Here is a 25,367-nt window from a genome sequence, read left to right as displayed (position 1 = left end):
CCTCAGGCGCGGGCGAACGTCAACGTCTCCCCCCGTACGCCGCCCATCCACAGGTCCTGGCAGGCCTCGGCCATGTCCGGCAGGCCGTCGACGACCTCCCCGAACACATTGCCCGGCACCCAGCCCTGGTCCCCGTTGATCAGCAGGTTGTTGCGCCCGTAGAACAGGGCCAGATCGACGATTGCGCCGGTGGTGCCGGTGCCGGTGGAGTTCTCGTAGCCGTAGGCCGGGTTGCCGAGTTGATCGGAATTGAACGAGAACCAGCACAGGTCCCCGGGGATCGGCGTCACCGTGGTGTTCTCCGCGCCCGGGTCGGCGGCGGCGAAAGCCGGGAGCAGCGTGTAGATCTCGTTGCGCGCGTACTTTCCGTGAAAAACCTGTGCGGACAACCCGTCGGCCAGCGCCTCCCACACCGCCGCACACGTCCGCGGCGCCTGCTCGTCGAGCAGCCGCGCCGTGCAGGTCACCCCCCGCTTGTCCAACGAAACGGTGATGAGTCTGCTCACGTGCGGCCCTCCTGGGTCCTCGATGTGGGTGTGCGTCGGTGCCAGTCGGTCACCGACTGGTAGGCCTGCCCGACCCGCAGCACCGTCGCGTCGGCATGGCGGGCCCCGACGATCTGCAGCCCGACCGGCAGGCCTGCGGCGGTGAATCCGCACGGCACACTCAGCGCCGGCTGCTGGGTCATGTTGAACGGGTAGGTGTACGGCGTCCAGCTGGTCCAGTCCGGCGATGGCGATCCGTCGGGAACATCCTGGCCGACGGGAAATGCCGGCAGCGGCAGTGTCGGTGTGATCAGCACATCGTAGTCCCGGTGGAAGCGACCCATCAACTGTCCCAACCGCATTCGCACGGCCATCGCGTCCAGGTAGTCCGATGCCGAGCACCGCGCGCCGACCGCGGCGGTGCGCAGGAGCCCCGGGTCGACGCGGCCGCTCAGCTGGTCCAGTACCCCGTGCGGCTCGAGCACCTTGGCCTCCCCGGAGAACCACAACACGTGGAAGGCGTCGACCGGATCACTGAAGCCCGGGTCGACCTCGTCGACCAGGGCGCCCGCATCGGCGAGCACCGCCACCGCCGCACGCACCGCGGCGTCGACGTCATCGACGTTGCGCACGTAGCCGAGATCCGGCGAGAAGCCGATCCGCAGCCCGGCCACCCCGGCGTCGAGGCCCTCGAGGAACGAAGCAGTCGGGGTCGGCATGGCCGCCCAGTCGCGGGCGTCGAAGCCGGTGATCACGTCCAGCAGCGCCGCGGCGTCACGCACCGAGCGGGTCATCGGCCCCGAGTGGGCCAGCGTCCCGAACGGGCTCGGCGGGTAGTGCGGGATCAGCCCGAAAGTCGGCTTGAGAGCGACGGTCCCGGTGAAACCGGCCGGAATGCGCACCGATCCCCCGCCATCGGTGCCCACCGCCCACGCCCCCATGCCCAGCCCGACGGCCGCAGCGCTGCCGCCGCTGGACCCGCCCGCGGTCATGGCCGGATTCCACGGATTCCCGGTGGGCCCGAAGGCCGGCGAGTCGGTGACGCCCTTCCACGCGTACTCCGGGGTGGTGGTCTTACCCAGGAGCACCGCGCCGGTCTCGCGCAGCCGAGCCACGCACGGCGCATCCTCATCCCAGGGGCCCGTGGTGTCGATCAACGCGCTGCCGCGCAGTGTCGGCCAGCCACGGGTCAAGAAGATGTCCTTGATCGACGTCGGTACCCCGTCGCCGGGGCCCAGCGGCTCCCCGGCGTGCCAACGCGCCTCGGATTCCTTGGCCGCGGCGAGTGCGCCCTCGGCGTCGACGAGCACGAACGCGTTGACCGCGCCGTCGTTGACCTCGATCGCGTCCAGCGCTTCCTGGGTGGCCTCCACCGGCGAGATGGTCTTGTCGCGATAACCCGCGACGAGTTCGGTCGCCTCGAACATCACTGCCCCCCTGGGACATATCCCAGCTTCTTGTCCACCACGTTGTGCAATTCCTCCCCGGCCAGCCAGCGCCGCGCGTTCTCGGTGAACTGCGCGGCCAGATTCTCCCGCCAGCCGACGACATCGGCGGACATGTGCGCGGTGATCGTCACGTTCGGCGCATCCCACAGCGGGTGCTCGCGCGGCAGCGGCTCGGTGTCGAACACGTCCAGTGTCGCGCCACCGATCCGGCCCGCGGACAGCGCGTCCAGCAATGCCGCCTCGTCGACCATCGGCCCGCGGGCGATGTTCACCAGGTGAGCGTCGGGCTTCATCGCCGACAACACCTCGGCGTCGACCAGACCGCGGGTCTGCGCGGTCAGCGGCGCGGCCAGGATCAGGTGATCACACCACCCGACGATCGCGGAAAGGTCGGCGCTGGAGACGATCTCGCCGAAGTCCGGGTCACCTGTGACGGGCCGCCGGCCGGCACCGCGCACGGTCAGTCCCGCCGCGCGCAGCAATTTGGCGATCTCCCGGCCGATGCCGCCGGTCCCGACCACCAGCGCGTGCGCCCCGGTGATCCCACGGGTCTCGCGGTGGCGCCACTCGTGACGGGCCTGCAGCGCATAACTGGTCCGACTGTCTTTGGCGTGCGCGATCACTGCGCCGAGCACGAACTCCGCCAGGGGCCGGTCGAACACGCCCCGCGCATTGGTCACCACGACATCGGATTCGGTGAGCCCGTCGAACAACAACGTGTCGACCCCGGCGGCGGTGATGTGGATCCACTCCAGGTCCCCGGCGTGGCTCCATACGTCGCGCACCGCGGTGGAGAAGTAGTCCCACAGCAGCAGCGCCCGCGCGCCACGAACGGCGTCGGCAAGGCCGTCGGCGGTGCAGAACCGGACGTCGACGGCGAGGTCGTCGGCCCAGCCGTCAGACCCGGGTGGGCGGTCATCGGGTTTCGCGCACAACACCGCGACAACCGGGCGTGATCCAGGCATTGGCACGAGGCTAGGAAGTGGAACGTACGATTGTCAACAATCGACTTGCGGGGGGGCGCCGGTGGCCCCACACTTTTCCAATGAACGCGTTGCCGCCTCTACAGCAAGCCGGAATCGGCGTTGTAGTGCCCTACGATTTCGCGCTGGACCGCGAACTCTGGCGGTGGCTTCCCAATGATGTGAGCCTCCACGTAACCCGCATGCCCTATGCCCCGATGCCGGCCACCATGGAGATGGCCGTGCACATCTCCGATCCCGAGATGGCGGCGCGCGGTGTCACCGATGTCTCGGCGATCTCGCCGCTGGTCACCGCCTACGCCTGCACGTCGGGCAGCTTCGTCGGCGGTCCGCTGGCCGAGCAGGCGCTCGTGCAGGCGATGCTGGCGGCCGGTGCCCCGTTGGCGCTGACCACCAGCGGCGCGCTGCTGTCCGCGTTGCGCTATCTCGGCTTCACCCGGGTCGCGACGGCCACGCCCTACACCGCGGATCTGACGGTGGGACTGACGGCGTTTCTCGGCGAGTCCGGCATCGAGGTGACCGCGGCCGCCGGGCTGGGTCTGACCTCCGACATCTGGACCGTGCCCCACGACGTCACCGCCCAGCTGGTGCGCCAGACCGACACCGAGGACGCGCAGGCGATCTTCATCAGCTGCACCAACATGCCGACCTACGACGTGATCGGCGCGCTGGAAGCCGAACTGCGCAAGCCGGTGCTGACCGCCAACCAGGTCACCATGTGGCACGCGCTGAGCCTGATCGGCCGCAAGGCCGTCGGACCCGGCCAGCAGCTGATGGAGCGCTGAGCCTCAGAGCCCGCCTGCCAGCAGCTCGGCCAGGTGCAGCGCGCGCCGGTCGGTGCCCTGCGCGATCTGGGTGCGGCAGCTGAACCCGTCGGCCAGGACCGTGGTTTGCGGGGCGGCGTTGCGCACCGCCGGCAGCAGCACCCGCTCCCCCACCTGCTGGGACACCTGGTAGTGGCCACGCTCGAAGCCGAAATTCCCTGCCAGCCCGCAGCATCCGGAATCCGGGATGTCGGCGGCGATGCCGGCCTTGGCCATCAGCGTGCGGTCGGCGTCGAAACCGAGCACCGCGTGCTGGTGGCAGTGCGTCTGCACCAGCGCCTGCGCGTCGAGCTGCGGGGGCTGCCAGCCGGAGGCGAGGACGAATTCGGCGAAGGTGTGCGTCTGACGGGCCGCGCGGTGGGCTCGCTCGTTGCCGGCCAGCAGTTCGAGCGCGTCGCGGCGCAGCACCGCGGTGCAGCTGGGCTCCAGACCGACGATCGGGGTGCCCGCATCGAGATGCGGCGCCAGCGTGGTCAGAGACGACGTCAGCCGCCTCTTCGCGGCGTTGAGCTGCCCGGTCGAAATCCAGGTCAGCCCGCAGCACACCGGCCGCGCCGGCAGCACCACCTGATAGCCCGCCGCCTCCAGCACCGCAACCGCGGCCTGACCGACCTGCGGGGCAAGGTGATTGGTGAAGCTGTCCGGCCACAGCAGCACCTGTCCGCGCGGGCCCGCATTGACCGGCCGTGCGGCGAACCACGACGTGAACGTCTGCTCGGCGAAGCGCGGGATCTCGCGTTCCTCGGCGATGCCGCCGAGTCGCTTCACCAGCGGACCGCGCGCCAGCCGGTTGGCCAGCCGGGGCGCCGTCGCCGCGACCCGCGACCACAGCGGCAGCCACCCCATCGACCAGTGCGACAGCGGCCGCGCCCACGGCCGGCCCGCATAGTGGTGGTGGGTGAATTCGGCTTTGTAGGTGGCCATGTCGACGTTGACCGGGCAGTCCGACAGACACCCCTTGCAGGACAGGCACAGATCCAGCGCGTCGCGCACCTCGGTGGAGCGCCACCCGTCGGTCACCACGTCGCCCTGCAGCATCTCCCACAGCAGATGCGCGCGCCCGCGGGTGGAGTGCTTTTCCTCGCGGGTGGCCTGATAGCTCGGACACATCACCCCGCCGCTGGTCTGGCGGCACTTGCCGATGCCGACACAGCGCCGCTGCGCCTGCGCGAAGTCCCCGTTGTCGTCCGGATAGGCGAACAGCGTCAACGCCTTTCGCTGCAGCGGCGCTTGATGGCGGATGTCGGCGTCCAGCGGCGGTGGGTCCACCACCACGCCGGGGTTGAGCACCCGGCGCGGGTCCCAGATGTCCTTCATACCGGCCATCAGCGCCAACCCGTCCGCACCGTACATCCGGCCCAGCAGCTCCGAGCGGGCCCGGCCGTCGCCGTGCTCCCCCGATACCGAACCGCCCAGCGCCACCACCAGATCGGTGGCCTCCTCGACGAACGCCCGGTAGGCGCGGATACCGTCGTCGGAGAGCAGATCGAAGTCGATGCGCATGTGCATGCAGCCCTCGCCGAAGTGCCCGTAGGACGCGCCGGCCAGTCCATAGCGGGCCATCAGCTCGTCAAGGCCGCGCAGGTAGTCGGCCAGCCGGTGCGGCGGCACCGCAGCGTCCTCCCAGCCGCCCCACGCCTCGGCGCCGTCGGCGCGGCGGGTGGCCAGCCCGGCGGCGTCGGTGCGGCACCGCCACAGCACCGCCTGCGCGGCCGGCTCGGTGACCAGTGACGCCGTCGCCGGCGATCCCGAATCCTTCAGCGCCACCAGCATTTTCTCGGCGGCCATAGTCGCCGCCATCAGGTCCTCGCCGCCCATCTCGACCAGCACCCAGGCCCGCCCGGCGGGCAGCCCGGCGTCGATCGCGGCTCGGCGCACCTCGCCGGGCAGCCGGTCGACAAGCTGATCGTTGATCGACTCCATCGTCAGCGGGCTGTGCGCGAGCACCGTGGGCACGCATTCGGCCGAGGCGATCGAGTCGGCGAAGCCCAGCACGCACAGCACCCGCGCGGCCGGCAGCGGCGTCAGCCCGACGGTCGCCCGCAGCGTCGCCGCGAACCCACCCTCGCTGCCGCACAACAACGCCGCGACGTTGTAACCGCGTTCGGGCAGCAGCTCGTGCAGCGCGTACCCGGAGATCTGGCGGGTGAACAGTCCGAAGCGTTGCCGGATCGCCGTCTCGTTGGCGTCGACGAATCCGGTGAGTCGGCGGTGCAATTCGCCCTCGGCGCCAGGCAGCGCGGTCAGCGCGCCACGGTCACCGTGCGAGGTGAACGTGGTGCGGGTGCCGTCGGCGAGCAGCACCTCCAGGGCGCGGACATTGTCGGCGGTGGTGCCCCACGCCACCGAATGCGCGCCGCAGGCGTTGTTGGCGATCATCCCGCCCAACGTGGCGCGGCTGCCCGAGGACGGATCGGCGCCGAACGCCAGGTTGTGCGGCTTAGCCGCGGCCAACAGATGAGTCAGCACCACGCCGGGCTCGACGAGCGCGGTGCGCGCGGCGGTGTCGATGTCGAGGATCTTGTTGACGTGGCGCGACGCGTCGATCACCACGCCGCCGATCGCATTGCCGGCCATCGACGTGCCGCCGCCGCGCATCGTGACCGGGGCTCCTGCGGCGGCGGTCAGCGCGACCGCGGCCGCCAGGTCGTCGACGTCTGTGGGCACCACGACCAGATCCGGCACCACACGGTAGTTCGACGCATCGGTCGCGTACAGCGCCCGCGCGGTGGCGTCGTCGTGGACGGTGCCACGAACCCCGGAACGCAGCTGGGCCCCCAGCCGCCTGACGTCGTAGGTCGCGGACGTTAACATTGTCGACAATCTACCTATCTGGTTGTCGGTCAGCCAAGGAGGTCATCTATGCCAACGGTCGGTCTGCTCTACCCCGGACACAGCGCCGAAGACGATTTTCCCGCACTCGAGGAACGTATCTCCGGTGCGGTGCGGCTACCGGTGGTGATCACCTCCGTCGGCGAGGACGCCCACCGCGTCGATGCACTGCTCGACATCGGCAGCGACGCCCGCCTGGCCGACGGCGCCTCCCAACTCGCCGACGCGCAGCCCGATGCCGTGATGTGGGCGTGCACGTCGGGCAGCTTCGTGTTCGGCCCGCAGGGCGCCCGCGCGCAGGCCGCCGCGGTCGCCGACGCGGCCGGGGTGCCGGCGTCGTCGACGTCGATCGCCTTCGTCGACGCGCTGCGTCACCTCGGCATCCACCGGGTCGCCGTCGCCGCGTCCTATCCCGACGACGTCGCCCAGCACTTCGTCGGCTTCCTGACCGACGGCGGCGCCGAGGTGGTGTCCATGGGCAGCCACGGCATCTACACCGCCGCCGAGGTCGGCACCCTGGAACCAGCGCGGGTCGTCGAGATGGTGAAAGCCGCCGATCATCCCGACGCCGAGGCGGTGCTGGTGCCCGACACCGCGATGCACACGCTGGCGATCATCGACATGCTGGAGGCCGCCGTGGGCAAGCCGGTGCTGACCGCCAACCAGGTGACGGTGTGGAAGGGTCTGGAGATGCTGGGGCCGGTGCCCGAATTGCCCGGGCTGGGCGCACTGTTCCGATCCGGGAGTCAGCGATGACCGGACACATCGGGCCGCTGGTGCAGCGTTCGACGCCCAGCATCATCGCCGACAAGCTGCGCGCCGCCATCGGCTACGGCGAACTCAAGCCCGGCGAACAGTTGTTGGAGGCCGACCTGGCCCGCCAGCTCGGCGTCAGCCGCGGCCCGCTGCGCGAAGGCATGCAGCGTCTGACCCAGGAGGGGTTGCTGGTCGCGATCCGCAACCGCGGATTGTTCGTCATCGACCTGACGGCCGAGGACATCCGCGACATGTACCTCGCGCGGGAGGCCATCGAACGCGCCGCGGCCCACAGCATCGTGGCGTCCGGCGGTTTCGTCGCGGCCGGTGACGCGCTGCTGGCCGTGGTGGACAAGATGGGCCGGGCGGGGTCGGCGGCCGAGATGAGCGAGCTCGACATCGAATTCCACGAGCAGCTGGTGTTGCTGTCGGGCAGCAAGCATCTGCGCCGCATGCACCAGACCGTCATCACCGAGACCCGCATGTGCATCCACTCCCTGGACGACTCCTACGCCAAGTCGGACTTCCGCGAGGAGGAGCACCGCACCCTGGCCGCGGCGATCCGCTCCGGCGACGCCGAGCTGACCGACCGGCTGATGGTCGCCCACATGGACGATGCGCTCGCCCGGCTGCTCGAGGTGCCGTCGGAGGAGCCGGCGGACGCGGTGGTGTTGTAGCTCAGCGCCGGACGCAGTGCCCACGCCCGGTCAGTTCATCTTGATGCCGACGTACTTGGTCTCGAGAAATTCGTCGATGCCCACCGAGCCGCCCTCGCGACCCAGCCCGGACGCCTTCACGCCGCCGAACGGAGCGGCCGGGTTGGACACCACCCCCTGGTTGAGCCCGACCATGCCGGTCTCCAGCGCCTCGGCCACGCGCAGCGCGCGGCGCAGGTCATTGGTGAACACGTAAGCGACCAGCCCGTACTCGGTGTCGTTGGCGGCGGCGAGTACTTCCTGTTCGGTGGCGAACGGGGTCAGCGGCGCGACGGGTCCGAAGATCTCCTGGTCACACATCTGCGCGTCGCGCGGCACTCCGGTCAGCACCGTCGGCGGGTAGAAGTACCCCGCGCCGCCGGGCGTGGACCCGCCGGTCAGCACCGTGGCCCCGCGGGTGACGGCGTCGGCGACCAGTTCCTCGACCTTGCGCCGCGCCGCGGCGTCGATCAACGGCCCCACGGTCACCCCGTCCTGGGTGCCCGGCCCCACTTTCATCGCCGCCATGCGCGCGGCCAGCCGGCGCCCGAACTCGTCGATGACCGACGCGTGCACGAAAATCCGGTTGGCGGCGGTGCACGCCTCCCCCATGTTGCGCATCTTGGCCGCGATCGCCCCCTCGACGGCCTCGTCGAGGTCGGCGTCCTCGAACACCAGGAACGGGGCGTTGCCGCCGAGCTCGAGCGACGTGCGGACGATCTTCTGCGCGCACTGCTCCAGCAGCGTACGGCCGACCGCCGTGGACCCGGTGAAGGACAGCTTGCGCACGAACCCGGACCGGATCAGCGGCTCGATCACCGCGCCGGCGTCGGTGGTGGTGATGCAGTTGACCGCGCCGCCGGGCAGTCCCGCCTCGGTCAGCACATCCATCAGCGCCAGCATCGTCAGCGGGGTCTGGGGGGCGGGCTTGACCACGCTGGCGCAGCCGGCCGCGATCGCCGGCCCGAGCTTGCGCGTTCCCATCGCCATCGGGAAGTTCCACGGCGTGATCAGCAGGCACGGTCCGACCGGCTGGCGGGTGACCAGAAATCGCGAACCGCCGGCCGGGGCGGTCTGATAGCCCCCGTCGATGCGCACCGCCTCGGCGGCGAAGTGCCGGAAGAACTCGGCGGCGTAGACGACCTCGCCGCGCGCCTCGGCCAATGGTTTGCCCATCTCCAGCGTCATCAGCAGCGCCAGCTCGTCGATGCGCTGGTGCAGCAGTTCGAACGCGCCGGTCAGGATGTCGGCCCGCGCCCGCGGCGGCAGCGCGGCGAAGCCCGGCTGCGCGGCGACCGCGGCGTCCAGCGCGGCGCGACCGTCGTCCGGTGATGCGTCGGCCACTGCGCACAGCGTCGCTCCGGTGGCCGGGTCGAGGACGTCGAACGTGCGGCCGCCGGTGGCCTCCACCCACTTGCCGTCGATGAACAGGCTCTTGTCGACCTTCTCGACGACGCGCGCCTCGTGCACTGCACCACCCCTTCCGCCTCTGCGCGAGCATCCGATAGATTGTCGACAATCTACCCGCCGACAATCAAGGATCTGTCGTGACCGCACTTTCGCCCGTCCTCAAGCAAGCGACCGACGTCCTGGCCGCGCGCGGCGTCGGCGTCGAGCTCTTCGACGAGGACAACCGACGCTATCTCGATTTCACCGCCGGAATCGGCGTCACCAGCACCGGGCATTGTCATCCCCGCGTCGTCGAGGCCGCCCAGCGCCAGGTCGGCTCCCTGATCCACGCGCAGTACACCACCGTGATGCACCGCCCACTGCTCGACCTGGTGGACCGCCTGGGCGAGGTACTGCCCCCCGGCCTGGACCGGGTGTTCTTCGCAAACTCCGGCAGCGAGGCCGTCGAGGCCGCACTGCGTCTCGCGCGACAGGCCACCGGGCGGCCCAACGTGGTGGTCTTCCACGGCGGTTTCCACGGCCGCACGGTCGCCGCGGCGTCGATGACCACCTCGGGAACCAAGTTCCGGTCCGGTTTCGCGCCGATGATGGCCGGCGTCCATGTCGCACCGTTTCCCGACCCCACCCACTACGGCTGGCCCGTCGAACAGGCCACCGACTTCGCGCTCGCGCAGCTGGACTATCTGCTGCAGACCATGACCGCGCCCGCCGACACCGCCGCGTTCGTCGTCGAGCCGGTGCTCGGCGAGGGCGGTTACGTGCCCGCCAACACCCGCTTCCTGGCCGGGCTGCGCGAGCGCGCCGACCGGCACGGCATCCTGCTGGTCGTCGACGAGGTGCAGACCGGCTTCGGTCGCACCGGGAAGTTCTGGGGGCACGACCATTTCACGTCCGACGCATTCGTCGCGCCCGATGTCCTGATCACCGCCAAAGGGTTGGCCTCGGGCTTCCCGTTGTCGGCGATCGCCGCATCGGCCGACGTCATGGGCCGGGCGTGGCCGGGTTCGCAGGGCGGCACCTACGGCGGCAACGCGGTGGCCTGCGCAGCGGCGCTGGCCACCCTCGACGTCATCCGCGACGAGAAGCTGGTCGACAACGCCGCCGCACGCGGCGAACAGTTACGCCACGGGCTACAGCTGGTCGCCGACAAACACGACGCGATCACCGATGTGCGGGGTCTGGGCCTGATGTTGGGCAACGAGTTCCGCGACGCCGCAGGTAAACCCGACGGTGCCGCGGCGGCGGCGGCGCAGCGGGAGGCCGCCCGGCGCGGCCTGCTGCTGCTGACCTGCGGCGCGTGGGGCCAGGTGGTGCGCTTCATTCCGGCGCTCGTCGTCGACGCCGATCACATCGACGAGGCTCTCGGCCTGTGGGGCGATGCCGTCGCCGCCCTGTGACGCCTGCTGAGCGGACTGCTCAATCGCGTTCCGCCGACACGCCGTCGGCCGCTCAGGCAGCATGGCCGCATGACCCGGACGGTGCACACGTTCTGCCGGTACTGCCTGGCGTCCTGCGGACTCGAGGTCACCGTGGCCGACAACACCGTGGTCAAGATCTCGCCGGACAAGCAGAACCCGCACAGCTGGCAGGACTTCTGCGCGAAGGGCCGCACCGCCGCCGAGGTCGTCGACCACCCGCGACGGATCACCGCCCCGATGAAGCGGGTCGGTGACCGCTACGTCGAAACCGGTTGGGACGAGGCGATAGCCGACATCGCCACCCGGATGAACGCGATCGTCGACGCCGGTGGTCCCGACGCCGTCGGGGCGTATTACGGCAACCCGGCCGGTTATTCGTCGTCGAACCTGATGTTCATGAACGCGTGGATGGACGCCGTCGGTACGTTCAACCGCTACGCGGTCGGTTCGGTCGACCAGAACGCGATGCATGTCGTCGCCGAGAAGATGTACGGCTCGCCCCTGATGGTGCCGGTGTCCGACATCGACCACTGCGACTACTTCCTGTTGGTCGGCACCAATCCGGCTGTCAGTGCCTGGAATTGGGTGGAGTCGGTGCCCGGCGGGTGGCGCCGGGCGCTGGCCCGCCGGGAGCACGGCGCCACCATCGTGGTGGTCGACCCGTTGCGCACCGAGACCGCCCAGCGTGCCGACATGCATCTGGCGGTTCGGCCGGGACAGGACTGGGCCCTGCTGCTGGCCCTTGTGAAGGTGATTCTCGACGAGGGCCGTGAGCACGCCCAGGACTGCGAGACCCTGGCCACCGGCATGACCGACCTACGGGAGCTGGTGGCCACCGCCGACCTGGATGACCTGGCCCGCCGATGTGACCTTCCGGTCGTCGAGATCGTCTCGGTGGCACGCGGTTTCGCCGCCGCGCCGCGTGCGATGGTGGTGACCCGCACCGGGGTGTCGCTGCACCTGGCCGGCACGGTCGCCGAGTGGCTCGGTCATGTGCTCAACGTGATCACCGGCCGCCTGGACCGCCCGGGCGGCCGGCGCTTCGAGCCCGGATATGTCGACGCGTTGCGCCTGGCCGGCCTGGCCGGCGCCAAGCCGCATCTAAGCCGCCTGCGCGGCCGCGACCTGGTGGCGGGCGCGCACGCGCTGAGCGAACTGCCCGACGAGATCACCACCGCAGGGCGCGGGCAGATCCGGGCCCTGGTGATCAACAGCGGCAACCCGGTGATCTCCGGCCCCGACGGCGCCAAGCTGGACCGGGCGCTGGCCCAGCTGGACCTGTTGGTGGCCATCGACCTCGTGCAGCGGGAAAGCCACCGGCACGCCCACTGGCTGCTGCCGGCGGTGCACTGGCTCGAGCGGGACGATCTGCTGGCGTTCACCAGCAACCTGCACGACGAGCCCTATCTGCACTACGGAGTCCGCGCGGTGCAGCCACCGCCGCAGGCGCGTGAGGAGTGGCGCATCTTCGTCGACCTCGCGCTGGCCATGAACCGGCCGCTGTTCGGTGCGTCGGGACTCAACGGGTTGGTCCGGGTGTCGCGGCGGCTGGCACGGCTGACCCGCAGGCCGAACGTGGAGTTCGGACCGCTCTGGGTCAACCGCCTGCTGGTGGCGACGAGCCGAAAAGTCAACGGCCGCAGGATTCGCTGGCGCGATGTCCTGGCCCACCCGCACGGCTGGGTGCTCGGACCGCGCGAGTTCGGTCACTTCCGGACGGCGCTGCGGACCCCCGACAAGCGGGTGCGGGTCGCTCCGCCGGAGTTCGTCGCGCGAGCCCGCGACCTGCTCGCCGAGCCGAGCCCGCAGGCGCCGGCGGCCTACCCGTTCCAGCTGGGCAACCGGCGGCGTCGCCACTCGATGAACTCGTGGCTCAACGACCTGCCCGGGCTGCACCCGTCCGGGAAGGGCACCGAGGTCCTGGTCCACCCCGACGATGCCGCACGTCTCGGGATCGACGACGGCGACCGGGTCCGGGTGCACTCCCCTGTCGGCGCGGTGCAACTGCAGGCCGCGGTCAGCGACGTGCCCCGACCGGGCGTCGTCGTCATCGACCACGGTTGGGGCTCCCGGGTTTTCGATCCGCGCGGGGATGCGGAACCACAGGCCTACGGCGTCAACCGCAACCTGCTCGTCGACGGCGACGCGGTGGATCCGCTGTCCCAGACGGCGGCGCTGAACTCGAGCTATGTCGCCGTCGAGCGCGTGGTGTCGGCCGCGCCGGCTCAGCGTTGACGCAACACGACGACGCCACCGACGACAGCCAACAGGAGAAACAGCGCGATCGCCCATCCGGCGCCCAGCAGCCACCACACCAGTCCGAGGCCCACCAGGACCGGGGACAGCGCGAACAGCACCATGACGGGGTGTTGCCGGACGACGGCCAGTGCGCTCGAGGTCCGCTGTCGGTCGATCTCTTTTGCCATTCCTCAAGAGTGCCAGCGGCGCCGCGGCGCCGCATAGGCTGGATCGCAGATTTGATGCTCAGGAGGGGCGCGATGACAGGACCCGCACGCGGAAGTTGGCTGCCCGATCCGGAGGGCCGCTACGAATACCGGTGGTTCGACGGTCAGCAGTGGACCGAGCAGGTGTCGCAGGGCGGTCAGGTGCACCGCGCCCCGTTGGGCGGGCCACCCCCACCCACCGCGTCGCAACCTCCGCCCGCCCAGCCTGCCGGCGACGGGTTCGCCGGCATCAGTGGCGAGTTGGTGGACGGCCGATTCAGCGAGAAAGAGGCCCGGCCGATCGGCAACCAGAACACCAAGCTGCTTCGGGTGCGTCTCGGCGAGCCGTTCATGGCACGGCAGGGCTCCATGGTGGCTTACCAGGGTGGCGTCGAATTCGCCTTCGAGGGCGGGGGCGCGTCGAAGTTTTTGAAGAAGGCGTTCACCGGCGAGGGCCTCCCGTTGATGCGCTGCTCGGGCCGCGGTGACGTGTTCCTGGCCGACCGCGCCTACGACGTGCATCTGCTGAACCTGACCGATTCCGGGCTGTCGATCAGCGGCAAGAACGTGCTGGCGTTCTCGTCGAGCCTGGACTGGAACATCGAGCGGGTCAAGGGGGGCAGCATCGCCACCGGCGGACTGTTCAACACCACGTTGCGGGGCACCGGTTGGGTGGCGCTGACCACCGACGGGCCGCCGGTGGTGCTCAACGCCGGCGAGGCCCCGACGTTCGCCGACACCAACGCGGTGGTGGCCTGGTCGGCGAACCTGCAGACCCAGCTCAAGACCAGCTTCAAGGCCGGTGCGTTGATCGGGCGCGGTTCCGGGGAGGCGCTGCAGGTGTCGTTCTACGGCAACGGTTTCGTCATCGTGCAGCCGTCCGAAGGGATGCCGGTAGCGCCGACGGCGTGATCACAACTCGAGCAGTATCGTCACCGGTCCGTCGTTGACCAGCTCGACGGCCATGTCGGCGCCGAAGACGCCGGTCTGCACGTGCGCACCCAGGTCGGCCAGCGCTGCGGCGAACGCGTCGACGAGCGGTTCGGCGACCGGCCGAGGCGCGGCGGCGTTCCAGGTGGGGCGACGCCCCTTGGTGGTGTTGCCGTACAGCGTGAATTGGCTGACCACCAGGATCGGCGCGCCGACATCGCCGGCTGACTTCTCGTCGTCGAGAATTCTCAACTGCCAGAGCTTTTCGGCCAGTCGACGCGCGACGGCCTCGTCGTCGGTGTGGGTGACGCCGACCAGCGCAACCAGTCCCTGGCCGTTCGGTGCGATCTCACCGACGACGTCGCCGTCCACCCGTACGCGCGCAGATGTGACGCGTTGCACCAGGATTCGCATGTAGGCGATGGTGCCATGCGTCAGAGCGAGTCGAGGATCTGCCTCATCTCGTCGATCTCGCGCTGCTGAGTGGCGATGATGTCGCGGGCCAGGTGCACGGCCTCCGCGCTCTTGCCGGTGTCCACCTCGGTCTGGGCCATCCGCACCGCGCCCTCGTGGTGGGCGATCATCCCGGTCAGGAACAGCCGAGCCGCGTCCACGCCCTCGGCGTTGCGCAACCGGTCGAGATCGGCCTCGCTCATCATGCCCATCTCCTCGTGACTGGCGCCGTGATGCCCGTGATGCTCGGCTTCGGGGACCTGCCACACGGTCAGCCACTGACGCATGGTGTCGATCTCGGGTCCCTGCGCGGCCTTGATCCGGTCTGCCAGATCGAGCACCCGCTGGTCGATGCCCTGCTTGCCGAGCACGATGTCGCTCATCACGATGGCCTGCTCGTGGTGCGGGACCATGTCACGGGCGAAGGCGGCATCGGCTTCGTTGTGAGTGGCTTCGTTGTGAGTGGCTTCGTTGTGAGTGGCTTCGTTGTGAGCCGCTCCGTCCGGCGCCGACCCGTGGTCGTGGGCAGCGTGTTCCTCATGGGTGGTGCCCTGGGCGGATTCGGTGCTGTCGTCGCTGCTGCAGCCCGACATCAGCAGGACCAGCGCGGCGACTGCGGCGCCTGCCGCAGCCGGCACTCGGCGGGTGGAGTTCACGGGGGCTCCTGTTCGTTTGGATTTATACCCTAGGGGGGTATAGTACACGTCGTCGCGCAAGCGGCTGCCGTCCACTCTAAGGAGCGCCATGAGTACCACCACCATCACCGTCGCCGGGATGACCTGCAGCGGCTGCGCATCATCGGTCCGCGCAGAACTCAAGGCCCTCCCCGGTGTCGTCGGCGTCGACATCCACCTCTCCGACGGCACAGTCAGCATCGACAGCACCGAGCCCCTCGACGATGCAGCTGTGAAAGCCGCGGTCGAAGAGGCCGGCTACCAACTGGCGAACTGATGTCCGTCGCCGCCAGGATCACCGCGTTCGCCGCCACCCTGGTGGCGGTGTTCGTCATCGCGCTGTGGATGGGTCAGGCGTTCGGTCCCGAGCCCACGACGTCCGGTCCGCAGCCTTCGACCGGGCAGCACACTCATCCGTCAGGAGGCCAGACGCCGTGACCGCGCTGGAACTGAGTATCGGCGGAATGACGTGTGCGTCATGCGCCGCGCGCGTGGAAAAGAAACTCAACAAGCTCGACGGTGTCACCGCCACGGTCAACTTCGCCACCGAGAAGGCCCGCGTCGAGTTCGATGCCGACGTCACCCCCGAGCAACTGGTGGCCGCAGTGCAGGCCGCCGGCTATGACGCCGCATTGCCCGAGCCCGCCGACGAGGCCGCGGACGGTGACGACGACCCGACTGCCGCGCTGCGGCAGCGCCTGCTCGTCTGCCTCGCGCTTTCTGTGCCGGTGATCGCGATGGCGATGGCGCCGGCCCTGCAGTTCACCTATTGGCAGTGGCTGTCGCTGACGCTGGCCGCGCCCGTCGTGGTGTGGGGCGCCTGGCCGTTCCACCGAGCGGCGTGGACCAACCTGCGGCACGGCACCGCGACCATGGACACCCTGATCTCGGTCGGCACGCTCGCCGCGCTCGGCTGGTCGGTGTACGCGCTGTTCTGGGGCAGCGCCGGTGTCCCGGGCCTGAAGCACCCGTTCGAGTTCACCATCGCGCGCACCGACGGCAGCGCCCATATCTATCTCGAGGCCGCCGCCGGGGTCACCACGTTCATCCTGGCCGGCCGGTATTTCGAGGCACGCGCCAAGCGTCGCGCCGGAGCGGCGTTACGGGCTCTGCTGGAGATGGGAGCCAAGGAGGTCACCGTCCGTAAAGACGGTGCGCAGCATCGCATTCCCATCGAACGACTGGCCGTGGGCGACGAGTTCGTGGTGCGCCCCGGTGAGAAGATCGCCGCCGATGGTGTCGTGGTCGAGGGATGCTCGGCCATCGATGCGTCCATGCTCACCGGAGAGTCGGTGCCCGTGGAAGTCACCTCCGGCGACCAGGTGGTGGGCGCGACGGTCAACGTCGACGGGCAGCTGGTGGTCCGGGCCGAGCGGGTCGGGTCAGACACGCAGTTGGCGCAGATGGCACGCCTGGTCGAGGATGCGCAGAACGGGAAGGCGCAGGCACAGCGCCTGGCCGACCGGATCTCCGGGGTCTTCGTCCCGATCGTGATCGCGCTGGCGGTCGCCACGCTGGGTTTCTGGATCGGCGCCGGCTCGTCGCTGGTGGCTGCGTTCACCGCAGCGGTGTCGGTGCTGATCATCGCGTGCCCGTGCGCGTTGGGGCTGGCGACGCCGACGGCGCTGATGGTGGGCACCGGACGGGGCGCGCAGCTGGGCATTCTGATCAAGGGGCCCGAGGTGCTGGAGTCCACCCGTGAGGTCGACACCGTTCTGGTCGACAAGACCGGGACGGTGACGACGGGCACGATGGAACTGGTCGAGGTGCTGGTCGCCGACGGCGAGGAGCCCGACGAAGTGCTGAGGATCGCCGGTGCGCTGGAGACGCCTTCGGAGCATCCCATCGCACGAGCGATCAGCAGCGGCGCCGTCGACAAGGTGGGGGCGCTGCCGCCGGTCACCGACTTCGGCAACCTGCCCGGCCTGGGCGTGCGCGGGACCGTCGAGGGACGGACCGTAATGGTGGGCCGTCCGCGGCTGCTGACCGAGCAGGGCTACCCGCTCGATTCCGGGTTGACCGCGGCGCTGCAGCGCGCGGAACGCGACGGCCGCACCGTGGTCGCGGTGGGTTGGGACGAACGCGCGCGCGGTCTGGTGGCCGTCGCCGACGCGGTGAAGCCGACCTCTGCGCCGGCCATCGCCGCGCTGCGCCGACTCGGGCTGCGGCCGATCATGGTGACCGGGGACAACGAGGCCGTGGCCCGCGCGGTCGCCGCCGCGGTGGGGATCGACGAGGTGATCGCCGGGGTGCTGCCGCAGGACAAGGTCGACACCGTCAAGCGCCTGCAGGACGACGGCCGGGTCGTCGCGATGGTCGGCGACGGCGTCAACGACGCCGCCGCCCTGGCACAGGCCGACCTCGGCCTGGCGATGGGCAGCGGCACCGACGTCGCGATCGAGGCCAGCGATCTCACGCTGGTCGGCGACGACCTGCGGGCCGTGCCCGACGCAATCCGGCTGTCGCGCAAGACGTTGAGCACCATCAAAGGCAATCTGTTCTGGGCGTTCGGCTACAACGTCGCCGCGATCCCCCTCGCCGCCGCCGGTCTGCTCAACCCGATGATCGCCGGCGCGGCGATGGCCTTCAGCTCGGTCTTCGTGGTCAGCAACAGCCTGCGGCTACGCGCGTTCACCCCGTCGCGGTGACCGAGTCACGCGCCTACGATGACCGACGCCGCCGAGTGTGCACTCACGGCGACCCCACCGCCGAACGTGAACTCTCGGCGGAAAAACGCCCTCGCCACCGCCGCCACCGCACACTCGCCGGCGCCGACGTTCGAACGGTACGAACACGGCCGCAGTCAAGCGTCCGCGCGCCGCGCCCGAAACAGCTTCACGTCGGACTTGATGCCTTTGAGGTGACGCGCCCCGGCGAAGGACCAGGTGAAGCGTTGGTCGTCACCGATCGCCTCGCGCGCCGACTCGGCCACCAACACCGAGCCGGGACGCGCCGCCCCGGTCACCCGGGCCGCGAGATTGACCGGGCTGCCGAACCAGTCCCCCGCTCGGCTCACCGCCATTCCGGAGGCCACCCCGACCCGCAGCCGCGGGAAGTCGTCGTCGTCGTTGGTCTGCGCGGTCAGCTGCAGCACGGCGTCCAGCAGCGGTACCGGATCGGTGCTGACCAGCATGACCTCGTCGCCGATCGTTTTGACGAAGCGCACCGGCGCTTCGGCGACCTCGCGGGTCATGTCGGCCAGCCGTTGCGCGAGCTGCTCCAGTTCCTCGGGCGGCACAGCTTCCCCGAGCCGGGTGAAGCCGACCAGATCGGCGAACGCGATGCTCACCTCGCGCGCGCCGGGCAGATGCTGCCCCTCGGCCCGTTCGCTGGCGTTGACCGCCTCGGTCTCGATGGCGTGGCGCAACTGCAACAGCAGCACGTCCTGGATCATCGGGCCGAGCAGCGGCGCCAGCGACGACACCAATGCTTCCGAGGCCTTCGCGATCTCCAGTTCGCTTGCCCCCGGCCGGATCACCGCCGCCAGTGCGGCGTACCGCATCGCTTCGGCGGCGCGCGCCAGTCCGTCGCCGAGCAGTCTGGTGATGACGACCAGCTCGTCGGCGTCGATACCGGCGTCGAGGAAGTCGCGGGTGAACTTCGCCGCCCCGGCGTCGGCCCGCAGAAATACCTCGGCGTCAGGGTCCTCGACACGGGGCAGACCCATCGCATGCTGAATCCTTTCGAACAGCGCGAGATCCACCCCGGCATCATCCGCGGCTCGACGCGCCGAGACGTACCGCCCGTCGTCACCGATCACCCGGCGCGAGGCCAGCAGCATCGGCGCCGAGCTGGTCCGGATCTGTTCGACGCCGACGCCACGCTCGAGCAGCCAGGCGATCAGCTCGGCGCGCTCGGCGCGCGCCGCCCCGTCGAGCCCGTCGAGCAGTTCGGCCACCTCGGGATCGACGTCTTCGGCCACGCCGTCCAACGTATACGCCGATCGGCTACACAGGAACCTATGACGTCACCGACGCTGCACAGCTTTCCGCCCCTCGTGGCTGCCGATGCCCGACTGCTGATACTGGGCAACATGCCGGGAGTGGCATCGTTGGCAGCCCAGCAGTACTACGCATACTCGCGCAACGCGTTCTGGCGGATCACCGGTGAGCTGTTCGGCTTCGACCCCGAAGCGCCCTACCCGCGGCGGGTGGCGGCGCTGACCGGGTCGGGGGTCGCGGTCTGGGACGTGCTGCGCTCGTGCCGCCGCCCGGGCAGCCTGGACTCCGCCGTCGAACCAGACAGTATGGTGCCCAACGATTTCGAGATGTTGTTCGCCACCCATCCGACGATCACGCACGTCTACTTCAACGGCGCCGCGGCCGAGAAGAACTTCCGGCGGCTGGTGAAGGTGTCGCACCCGCTGCGGTTTCACCGGCTCCCGTCGACCAGTCCGGCCCAAACCATGCGCTTCGACGACAAGCTGACGGCGTGGCGGGCCGGGATCACCGGGCAGCTAGCGTGACGGGATGTCCTGTGTGTTCTGCGCGATCGTCGCCGGTGACTCCCCGGCCGTCCGGATCTACGAAGACGACGAGTTCGTGGCTCTGCTCGATATCCGGCCGTTCACCCGCGGCCACACCCTGGTCGTCCCGAAACGGCACACCGTCGATCTGACCGACACCCCGCCGGCGACGTTGGCGCGGATGACCGAGATCGGCCAGCGCATCGCGCTGGCCGCGCGAACGTCGGGACTGCATGCCGACGGCAACAACCTCGCCATCAATGACGGCAGGGCCGCCTTCCAGTCGGTGTTTCACATCCATCTGCACGTGGTGCCGCGCCGCGACGGCGACAAGCTGTCCTTCGCCAAGGGCCTGCTGCTGCGCCGCGACCCCGACCGCGAGGAAACCGGACGGATTCTACGGGAGGCACTGGCGCGACCGGACGCCGCGGACAAGGATTGACCCATGAGCCTGACGCAGTGGGTCGAACAGAACGTCGGATACCGGTTGTTGATGTTGCACGACACCATCTACCAGCGCACCAATGGCCGTGTGGGTCACCGCATCCCGCTGCCCGGGGTGGCTCCGAGCCTGCTGTTGCACACGGTCGGCGCCAAGACCGGCAAGGCGCGCACCACCACGCTGTCCTATTTCCCGGACCGGGGCGACTACCTGGTGGTCGCGTCCAAGGGTGGGGATCCGAAGGCGCCCGGCTGGTACCACAACCTCAAAGCCGATCCGAACATCGAGATCAACCTGGGCACCCGCCGACTGAAGGTCACCGCGACGCCGGTGCTGCCCGATGACCCCGACTACGCCCGGATGTGGGAGTTGGTCAACAAGCAGAATTCGAACCGCTACAACCGTTACCAGAAGCGGACCAGTCGCCCGATTCCGATCGTGCGCCTTCGCCCGCGTTCCTAGAGCAGGTGCTTGGCCAACAACTCCAGAGTCGCTTCCCGGGCCGGCGCCGTCGCGGGGTCCACTCCGCGGTAGGCCGACGCGACGGGGTGGATCATGACCTCGTCCACGCCGAACCGCTCGGCCAAGGCCCGTAGTTGCTCCGCAGCCCGCTCCGGTGCTCCGACGACCGCCTGGCGCAGACCGCCCTCGACCACTGTCTGCTCACGCGCGCTGAGCGCGCGGGCCTCGGCATCCTCGACCACATCGAGCGGACCGAGCGGCTGACCGGTGCGCAGCTTGGCCATCATCTGCAGGTTCGGCTGGATCAGCCGCATCGCCTCGTCGTCCGTGTCGGCCACCACCGCGTTGACCGTCAGGAAGGTGACCGGTTCGGGCGTCGTCTCACTGGGCCGGAAGTTGTTGCGGTACAGGTGCAGAGCCTCCTCGGTGCCCTGGCCGGAGAAATGGTGGGCGAAGACGTAGGGCAGCCCTTTGGCCGCCGCTAGGCGTGCCGAGTACATCGATGAGCCGAGCAGCCACAGCCGGGGTTCGGTGACCGCGGCCGGCGTGGCCTTGAGGACATAGTTCTCCCGCATCAGGTCGCGCGGCAGCGCCACCCGCACGCCCGCGCTGCTCATCAGCGCGACCACGTCGTCGAGGTAGTCGGGGAAGGCTTCGATGTCGCGGTCGTCCCGGCCGGCGGCACCGCGCAGCGCCAACGAGGTGACCGGGTCCGAGCCTGGTGCGCGGCCGATACCCAGATCGATGCGACCCGGGTGGGCGGCCTCCAGCAGCGCGAACTGCTCGGCCACCGCCAGCGGCGCGTGGTTGGGCAGCATCACCCCGCCCGAACCCAGCCGCAGCGCCGAGGTGTGCGCGGCCAGGTGCGCGATCAGCACCGGCGGGCTGGTCGCGGCGGCCGAGGGCATGTTGTGATGCTCCGCCACCCAGTACCGGGTGTAGCCGAGCCCGTCGGCGACCTGGGCCAGCCGCGTCGTCGCGGCCAGCGCGTCGGCGGTGCTCTGGTCGGACCGGACAGGGACGAGGTCGAGGACTGAGAGACGCATTACCGGGTCAACGCCCCGCGCCGCCGCTCCGTTCCCCGGCTTTCCGGCGATTTCGGCGTGGTTGTCGACGCTGAGCGACGCCGATCACGCCGAACTCGCCAGGTGCCGGGCGGTGGCGAAGACGTCGTCCATCATCTCGGGCGTCAACCGGCCGGTGAAGGTGTTCTGCTGGCTGGGGTGGAAGCACCCGAGCAGCTGCACCGGGCCGTCCGGGGTGCTCAGGGTCGCGGTGACGCCGTGGCCGAACTTGGGCGCCGGGACGCCGACGGCGCCGCCGGCCCGCCGGATCATCGCCAGCGCCGCCTGCCAGGCGAAACCGCCGAGCGCGATGATCACCCGCACGTCGGACTTCGTCAACCGCCACTCCGCATCGAGCCATGGCTCGCACGTACCGCGTTCCGCCGGGGTGGGCGCGTTGGCCGGCGGCGCGCAGCGCACGGACGCGGCCACCCGGACGCCGTCGAGCGTCAGCCCGTCCGCGCTGTCCACGCAGAGTTCCTGGTTGGCCAGGCCGCTACGGTACAACGACGCGAACAGGAAGTCGCCCGAGCGGTCCCCGGTGAACACCCGCCCGGTGCGGTTGGCGCCGTGGGCGGCCGGGGCCAGGCCGACGATCCAGATCCGCGGCCGTGCCGCGCCGAACCCGGGGGCGGGCCGGCCCCAGTAGGGCTGATCGGCGTAGGCCTTGCGCTTGTCGACGGCGACCTGCTCGCGCCACGTCACCAGCCGCGGACAGGCCCGGCACACCGATACGCCGGCGTCGATCTGCTCGAGCGTGCGGGCCCCGGCGGCGATGGCCGCCACCTCGGCTGGCGTGCTGGCCACCGCGGTGCGCGCCGTGGCCGGGTCCCCGGGCCAGCCAGACCCGGGCCGCACCGGAGAGGTGAACGCGCCACCGGTGCGCGGGTGCGGCAGAGTCACCCGCCCAGTGTGCCCGGCCGGCGAAATTCGGTCGCCGCCGCCATCGCGCGGCGGTACATTCACCGCGATCATGAGCACCGGCGAACGCGGGCCTATCCTGCTGATACTGTCCGCGGCGCTGATGGCCGGTGCGGGCAACGGCATCTCGATCATCGCGTTCCCGTGGCTGGTGCTGCAGCGCAACGGCTCGGCGCTGGAAGCCTCCGTGGTGGCGATGGCGGCCACGTTGCCGCTGCTGGTGGCAACGCTGTTCGCCGGCGCCGCCGTGGACTATCTGGGCAGGCGCCGGGTGTCGATGATCTCCGATCTGCTGTCCGGACTCTCGGTGGCCGCGGTGCCGGTGATCGCGCTGACCTTCGGTGTCGAGGCGGTCAACGTCGCGGTGCTGGCGACGCTGGCCGCGCTGGGCGCCTTCTTCGATCCGGCCGGCATGACCGCGCGCGAGACCATGCTGCCCGAGGCCGCGGCGCGGGCCGGCTGGACGCTGGACAAAGCCAACTCGTATTACGAAGCCGTCTTCAACCTGGCATACATCGTCGGGCCCGGCATCGGGGGCCTGCTGATCGCCACCCTGGGCGGGGTCAACACCATGTGGGTCACCGCGGCGACGTTCGCCGTGTCGATCGGGTTGATCGCGGCGCTGCGACTGGCAGGTGCCGGGGTCCCGGACCGCACCGAACTGCCCGACCGGGTGTGGGCCGGGATCGTCGAAGGGCTGCGCTTCGTCTGGAACCTGCGGGTGCTGCGCGTGCTGGCGTTGATCGACCTGGTGGTCGTCGGGCTGTACATGCCGATGGAGAGCGTGCTGTTCCCGAAGTACTTCACCGACCGCGACGAGCCCGCACAGCTGGGCTGGGTGCTGATGGCGCTGTCGCTGGGTGGCCTGGTCGGGGCGCTCGGTTACGCGGTGACCTCACGTTTCGTCAACCGCCGCGCGACCATGCTCGCCGCGGTGCTCACGCTGGGCGCCACCATGACCGTGATCGCGTTCCTGCCGCCGCTGCCGCTGATCCTGGCGATGGCCGCGATCGGCGGGTTCGCCTACGGCCCGATCCAGCCGATCTACAACTACGTGATGCAGACCAGGGCCCCGCAACACCTGCGCGGACGCGTCGTCGGGGTGATGGGGTCGCTGGCCTACGCCGCCGGGCCGGTCGGCTTGATCGTGGCCGGCCCGCTGGCCGACAGCGCAGGTCTGCGCACCACGTTCCTCGCGTTGTCGATTCCGATGCTGCTCTTGGGTCTGGTCGCGGTGTTCCTGCCGACGCTGCGCGATCTCGACGAACCGGTGACACCTCCGGACTAGGATTGCCGGGTGGACGCGCTGGCCGGGCTGATCGCCGAACTTCCCGACGGGATGGTGCTGACCGACCCCGACATCCTGGCGTCCTATCGGCAGGATCGCGCCGCCGACCCCGCTGCCGGCACCCCGCTGGCCGTCGTCCGCCCGCGCCGCACCGAGGACGTCCAGCAGGTGCTGCGCTGGGCCGCCGCGCACCGGATCGCGGTGGTTCCGCGCGGCATGGGCACCGGCCTGTCCGGAGGCGCCACGGCGCTCGACGGCGGAATCGTGCTGTCCACCGAGAAGATGCGCGACATCAGCGTCGACCCGGTCACCCGCACCGCGGTGGTGCAGCCGGGGCTGCTCAACGCCGAGGTGAAGAAAGCGGTCGCCGAGTACGGGCTGTGGTACCCGCCAGACCCGTCATCGTTCGAGATCTGCAGCATCGGCGGCAACGTCGCAACCAACGCCGGTGGCCTGTGCTGCGTGAAATACGGGGTGACCACCGACTACGTGCTCGGTCTGCAGGTGGTGCTGGCCGACGGCACCGCAGTGCGCCTGGGTGGTCCACGCCTCAAGGACGCCGCGGGGCTGCCGTTGACGAAGCTGTTCGTCGGCAGCGAGGGCACCCTCGGGGTGGTGACCGAGGTGACGGTGAAATTGCTTCCGGCCCAACATCGGGGCGCCACCGTGGTGTCGACGTTCGATTCGGTCAGCGCCGCCTGTGACGCGGTGGTCACCATCACCGGCAAGATCCGACCGTCGATGCTGGAGTTCATGGACTCGGTGGCGATCAACGCCGTCGAGGACAAGCTGAAGATGGGCCTGGACCGCACGGCGGCGGCCATGCTGGTCGCCTCCTCCGACGACCGCGGCGCCGCCGGCACCGAGGACGTCGAGTTCATGGCCGCGGTGTTCACCGAACACGGTGCCACAGAGGTGTTTTCGACATCGGACCCGGACGAGGGCGAAGCCTTCGTAGCTGCCCGCCGATTCGCGATCCCCGCCGTGGAGGCCAAGGGCTCACTGCTGCTCGAAGACGTCGGGGTTCCGCTGCCCGCGCTGGCCGAGTTGGTCAGCGGTGTGGAGAAGATCGCCGCCGACCGCGATGTGGTGATCTCGGTGATCGCCCACGCCGGAGACGGCAACACCCACCCGCTCATCGTCTTCGACCCCGCCGATGCCGCGATGGAACAGCGCGCCCAGCAGGCGTTCGGCGAGATCATGGATCTGGCCGTCGGACTGGGCGGGACCATCACCGGCGAACACGGTGTCGGACGCCTGAAGCGGCCCTGGCTGGCCGGGCAGCTCGGCCCCGAGGTCATGGAGCTCAACCGCCGGATCAAGGCGGCCCTGGACCCCGACGGCATTCTCAACCCCGGAGCCGGGTTCTAGCC

General features: G+C 70.0%; 25 protein-coding genes. 14 read left to right on the top strand and 11 right to left on the bottom strand.

From position 1 onward, the window contains the following. Nucleotides 1-2 precede the first annotated feature (2 nt). The 3 genes from G6N31_RS01335 to G6N31_RS01325 are packed head-to-tail and all read right to left on the bottom strand — an operon-like array spanning nt 3 to nt 2,898. Entirely contained in the window at nt 3-506 is a 504-nt protein-coding gene (locus tag G6N31_RS01335) for a DUF3830 family protein (RefSeq protein ID WP_098004776.1), read from the bottom strand. Continuing rightward, complete coding sequence (locus G6N31_RS01330; protein WP_179964251.1) at nt 503-1,912, bottom strand: amidase; 1,410 nt, start codon at nt 1,910-1,912, stop codon at nt 503-505. Before G6N31_RS01330 ends, G6N31_RS01335 begins: the two co-directional genes overlap by 4 nt. Next, a complete protein-coding gene (locus tag G6N31_RS01325) occupies nt 1,912-2,898 on the bottom strand; it encodes a D-2-hydroxyacid dehydrogenase (protein WP_098004778.1) in 987 nt (328 codons plus the stop codon). Before G6N31_RS01325 ends, G6N31_RS01330 begins: the two co-directional genes overlap by 1 nt. A gap of 80 nt (nt 2,899-2,978) precedes the next feature. Here G6N31_RS01325 and G6N31_RS01320 point away from each other — a divergent pair, with 80 nt between their 5' ends. Further along, nucleotides 2,979-3,701 (top strand): maleate cis-trans isomerase family protein, encoded by a 723-nt coding sequence (locus tag G6N31_RS01320; RefSeq protein WP_098004779.1) that lies wholly within the window; start codon nt 2,979-2,981, stop codon nt 3,699-3,701. A 3-nt stretch (nt 3,702-3,704) separates the two neighbouring features. Here the strand turns inward: G6N31_RS01320 and G6N31_RS01315 are convergent, their stop codons facing one another. Then, complete coding sequence (locus tag G6N31_RS01315; protein WP_098004780.1) at nt 3,705-6,554, bottom strand: FAD-binding and (Fe-S)-binding domain-containing protein; 2,850 nt, start codon at nt 6,552-6,554, stop codon at nt 3,705-3,707. Nucleotides 6,555-6,602: 48 nt separating this feature from the next. On the opposite strand from G6N31_RS01315, the gene G6N31_RS01310 reads away from it, so the two are divergent. Both G6N31_RS01310 and G6N31_RS01305 read left to right on the top strand, forming a co-directional pair. Continuing rightward, nucleotides 6,603-7,328, top strand: a complete 726-nt coding sequence (locus tag G6N31_RS01310; RefSeq protein WP_165776258.1) for a maleate cis-trans isomerase family protein — start codon at nt 6,603-6,605, stop codon at nt 7,326-7,328. Further along, nucleotides 7,325-8,005 carry a GntR family transcriptional regulator gene (locus G6N31_RS01305; RefSeq protein WP_098004781.1) on the top strand — a complete coding sequence of 227 codons (681 nt, stop codon included), beginning with the start codon at nt 7,325-7,327 and terminating at the stop codon, nt 8,003-8,005. Before G6N31_RS01310 ends, G6N31_RS01305 begins: the two co-directional genes overlap by 4 nt. 30 nt (nt 8,006-8,035) lie before the next feature. Here the strand turns inward: G6N31_RS01305 and G6N31_RS01300 are convergent, their stop codons facing one another. Then, nucleotides 8,036-9,493, bottom strand: coding sequence for an NAD-dependent succinate-semialdehyde dehydrogenase (locus G6N31_RS01300; RefSeq protein ID WP_098004782.1), 1,458 nt, complete (start codon nt 9,491-9,493; stop codon nt 8,036-8,038). A 77-nt stretch (nt 9,494-9,570) separates the two neighbouring features. Here G6N31_RS01300 and G6N31_RS01295 point away from each other — a divergent pair, with 77 nt between their 5' ends. Together G6N31_RS01295 and G6N31_RS01290 are read left to right on the top strand one after the other, a co-directional pair. Then, nucleotides 9,571-10,830 carry an aspartate aminotransferase family protein gene (locus tag G6N31_RS01295; protein WP_098004783.1) on the top strand — a complete coding sequence of 420 codons (1,260 nt, stop codon included), beginning with the start codon at nt 9,571-9,573 and terminating at the stop codon, nt 10,828-10,830. A gap of 69 nt (nt 10,831-10,899) precedes the next feature. Further along, nucleotides 10,900-13,086, top strand: a complete 2,187-nt coding sequence (locus G6N31_RS01290; RefSeq protein ID WP_098004784.1) for a molybdopterin-containing oxidoreductase family protein — start codon at nt 10,900-10,902, stop codon at nt 13,084-13,086. On the opposite strand, the gene G6N31_RS01285 is transcribed toward G6N31_RS01290, so the two are convergent. After that, nucleotides 13,077-13,277 carry a hypothetical protein gene (locus G6N31_RS01285; protein WP_098004785.1) on the bottom strand — a complete coding sequence of 67 codons (201 nt, stop codon included), beginning with the start codon at nt 13,275-13,277 and terminating at the stop codon, nt 13,077-13,079. The genes G6N31_RS01290 and G6N31_RS01285 overlap by 10 nt on opposite strands. Nucleotides 13,278-13,349: 72 nt before the next feature. Between G6N31_RS01285 and G6N31_RS01280 the strand changes: the two genes are divergently transcribed. Further along, complete coding sequence (locus G6N31_RS01280) at nt 13,350-14,207, top strand: AIM24 family protein (protein WP_098004786.1); 858 nt, start codon at nt 13,350-13,352, stop codon at nt 14,205-14,207. Here the strand turns inward: G6N31_RS01280 and dtd are convergent, their stop codons facing one another. Further along, nucleotides 14,208-14,639, bottom strand: coding sequence for a D-aminoacyl-tRNA deacylase (gene dtd, locus G6N31_RS01275; protein ID WP_098004787.1), 432 nt, complete (start codon nt 14,637-14,639; stop codon nt 14,208-14,210). A 20-nt stretch (nt 14,640-14,659) separates the two neighbouring features. Then, nucleotides 14,660-15,334, bottom strand: coding sequence for a DUF305 domain-containing protein (locus tag G6N31_RS01270; protein WP_420091021.1), 675 nt, complete (start codon nt 15,332-15,334; stop codon nt 14,660-14,662). Nucleotides 15,335-15,422: 88 nt separating this feature from the next. On the opposite strand from G6N31_RS01270, the gene G6N31_RS01265 reads away from it, so the two are divergent. Genes G6N31_RS01265 through G6N31_RS01260 form a run of 3 tightly spaced genes read left to right on the top strand, consistent with a single transcriptional unit; the run spans nt 15,423 to nt 18,000 of the window. After that, nucleotides 15,423-15,629 carry a heavy-metal-associated domain-containing protein gene (locus G6N31_RS01265; RefSeq protein WP_098004789.1) on the top strand — a complete coding sequence of 69 codons (207 nt, stop codon included), beginning with the start codon at nt 15,423-15,425 and terminating at the stop codon, nt 15,627-15,629. Further along, complete coding sequence (locus tag G6N31_RS26960) at nt 15,629-15,790, top strand: hypothetical protein (protein WP_165776259.1); 162 nt, start codon at nt 15,629-15,631, stop codon at nt 15,788-15,790. Before G6N31_RS01265 ends, G6N31_RS26960 begins: the two co-directional genes overlap by 1 nt. Nucleotides 15,791-15,816: 26 nt before the next feature. Beyond that, complete coding sequence (locus G6N31_RS01260) at nt 15,817-18,000, top strand: heavy metal translocating P-type ATPase (RefSeq protein WP_435404859.1); 2,184 nt, start codon at nt 15,817-15,819, stop codon at nt 17,998-18,000. A gap of 155 nt (nt 18,001-18,155) precedes the next feature. On the opposite strand, the gene G6N31_RS01255 is transcribed toward G6N31_RS01260, so the two are convergent. Next, a complete protein-coding gene (locus G6N31_RS01255) occupies nt 18,156-19,274 on the bottom strand; it encodes an adenylate/guanylate cyclase domain-containing protein (RefSeq protein ID WP_098004812.1) in 1,119 nt (372 codons plus the stop codon). A 39-nt stretch (nt 19,275-19,313) separates the two neighbouring features. Between G6N31_RS01255 and G6N31_RS01250 the strand changes: the two genes are divergently transcribed. Genes G6N31_RS01250 through G6N31_RS01240 form a run of 3 tightly spaced genes read left to right on the top strand, consistent with a single transcriptional unit; the run spans nt 19,314 to nt 20,721 of the window. Next, nucleotides 19,314-19,817: a DNA-deoxyinosine glycosylase gene (locus G6N31_RS01250; protein ID WP_098004791.1), complete on the top strand. Its 504-nt coding sequence runs from the start codon at nt 19,314-19,316 to the stop codon at nt 19,815-19,817. A 4-nt stretch (nt 19,818-19,821) separates the two neighbouring features. Then, the gene (locus G6N31_RS01245; protein ID WP_098004792.1) at nt 19,822-20,259 is read left to right on the top strand and encodes an HIT family protein; all 438 of its coding nucleotides are present in this window, start codon (nt 19,822-19,824) and stop codon (nt 20,257-20,259) included. 3 nt (nt 20,260-20,262) lie between these two features. Next, nucleotides 20,263-20,721: a nitroreductase family deazaflavin-dependent oxidoreductase gene (locus tag G6N31_RS01240; protein WP_098004793.1), complete on the top strand. Its 459-nt coding sequence runs from the start codon at nt 20,263-20,265 to the stop codon at nt 20,719-20,721. On the opposite strand, the gene G6N31_RS01235 is transcribed toward G6N31_RS01240, so the two are convergent. Further along, on the bottom strand, nt 20,718-21,767 hold the full coding sequence (locus tag G6N31_RS01235; protein WP_098004794.1) for an LLM class flavin-dependent oxidoreductase: 1,050 nt from the start codon (nt 21,765-21,767) through the stop codon (nt 20,718-20,720). The two genes, G6N31_RS01240 and G6N31_RS01235, sit on opposite strands and share 4 nt — an antisense overlap. An 84-nt stretch (nt 21,768-21,851) precedes the next feature. Beyond that, a complete protein-coding gene (locus G6N31_RS01230; protein WP_234815415.1) occupies nt 21,852-22,688 on the bottom strand; it encodes a uracil-DNA glycosylase in 837 nt (278 codons plus the stop codon). A 70-nt stretch (nt 22,689-22,758) separates the two neighbouring features. Between G6N31_RS01230 and tap the strand changes: the two genes are divergently transcribed. Continuing rightward, nucleotides 22,759-23,994: a multidrug efflux MFS transporter Tap gene (gene tap / locus G6N31_RS01225; protein ID WP_098004795.1), complete on the top strand. Its 1,236-nt coding sequence runs from the start codon at nt 22,759-22,761 to the stop codon at nt 23,992-23,994. A 51-nt stretch (nt 23,995-24,045) separates the two neighbouring features. Continuing rightward, nucleotides 24,046-25,365 carry an FAD-binding oxidoreductase gene (locus G6N31_RS01220; RefSeq protein WP_098004814.1) on the top strand — a complete coding sequence of 440 codons (1,320 nt, stop codon included), beginning with the start codon at nt 24,046-24,048 and terminating at the stop codon, nt 25,363-25,365. Nucleotides 25,366-25,367 lie beyond the last annotated feature (2 nt).

Origin of the sequence: Mycolicibacterium duvalii (assembly GCF_010726645.1) — a bacterium.
Classification (GTDB): domain Bacteria; phylum Actinomycetota; class Actinomycetes; order Mycobacteriales; family Mycobacteriaceae; genus Mycobacterium; species Mycobacterium duvalii.
This window is presented reverse-complemented; position numbering and strand designations above follow the sequence as displayed.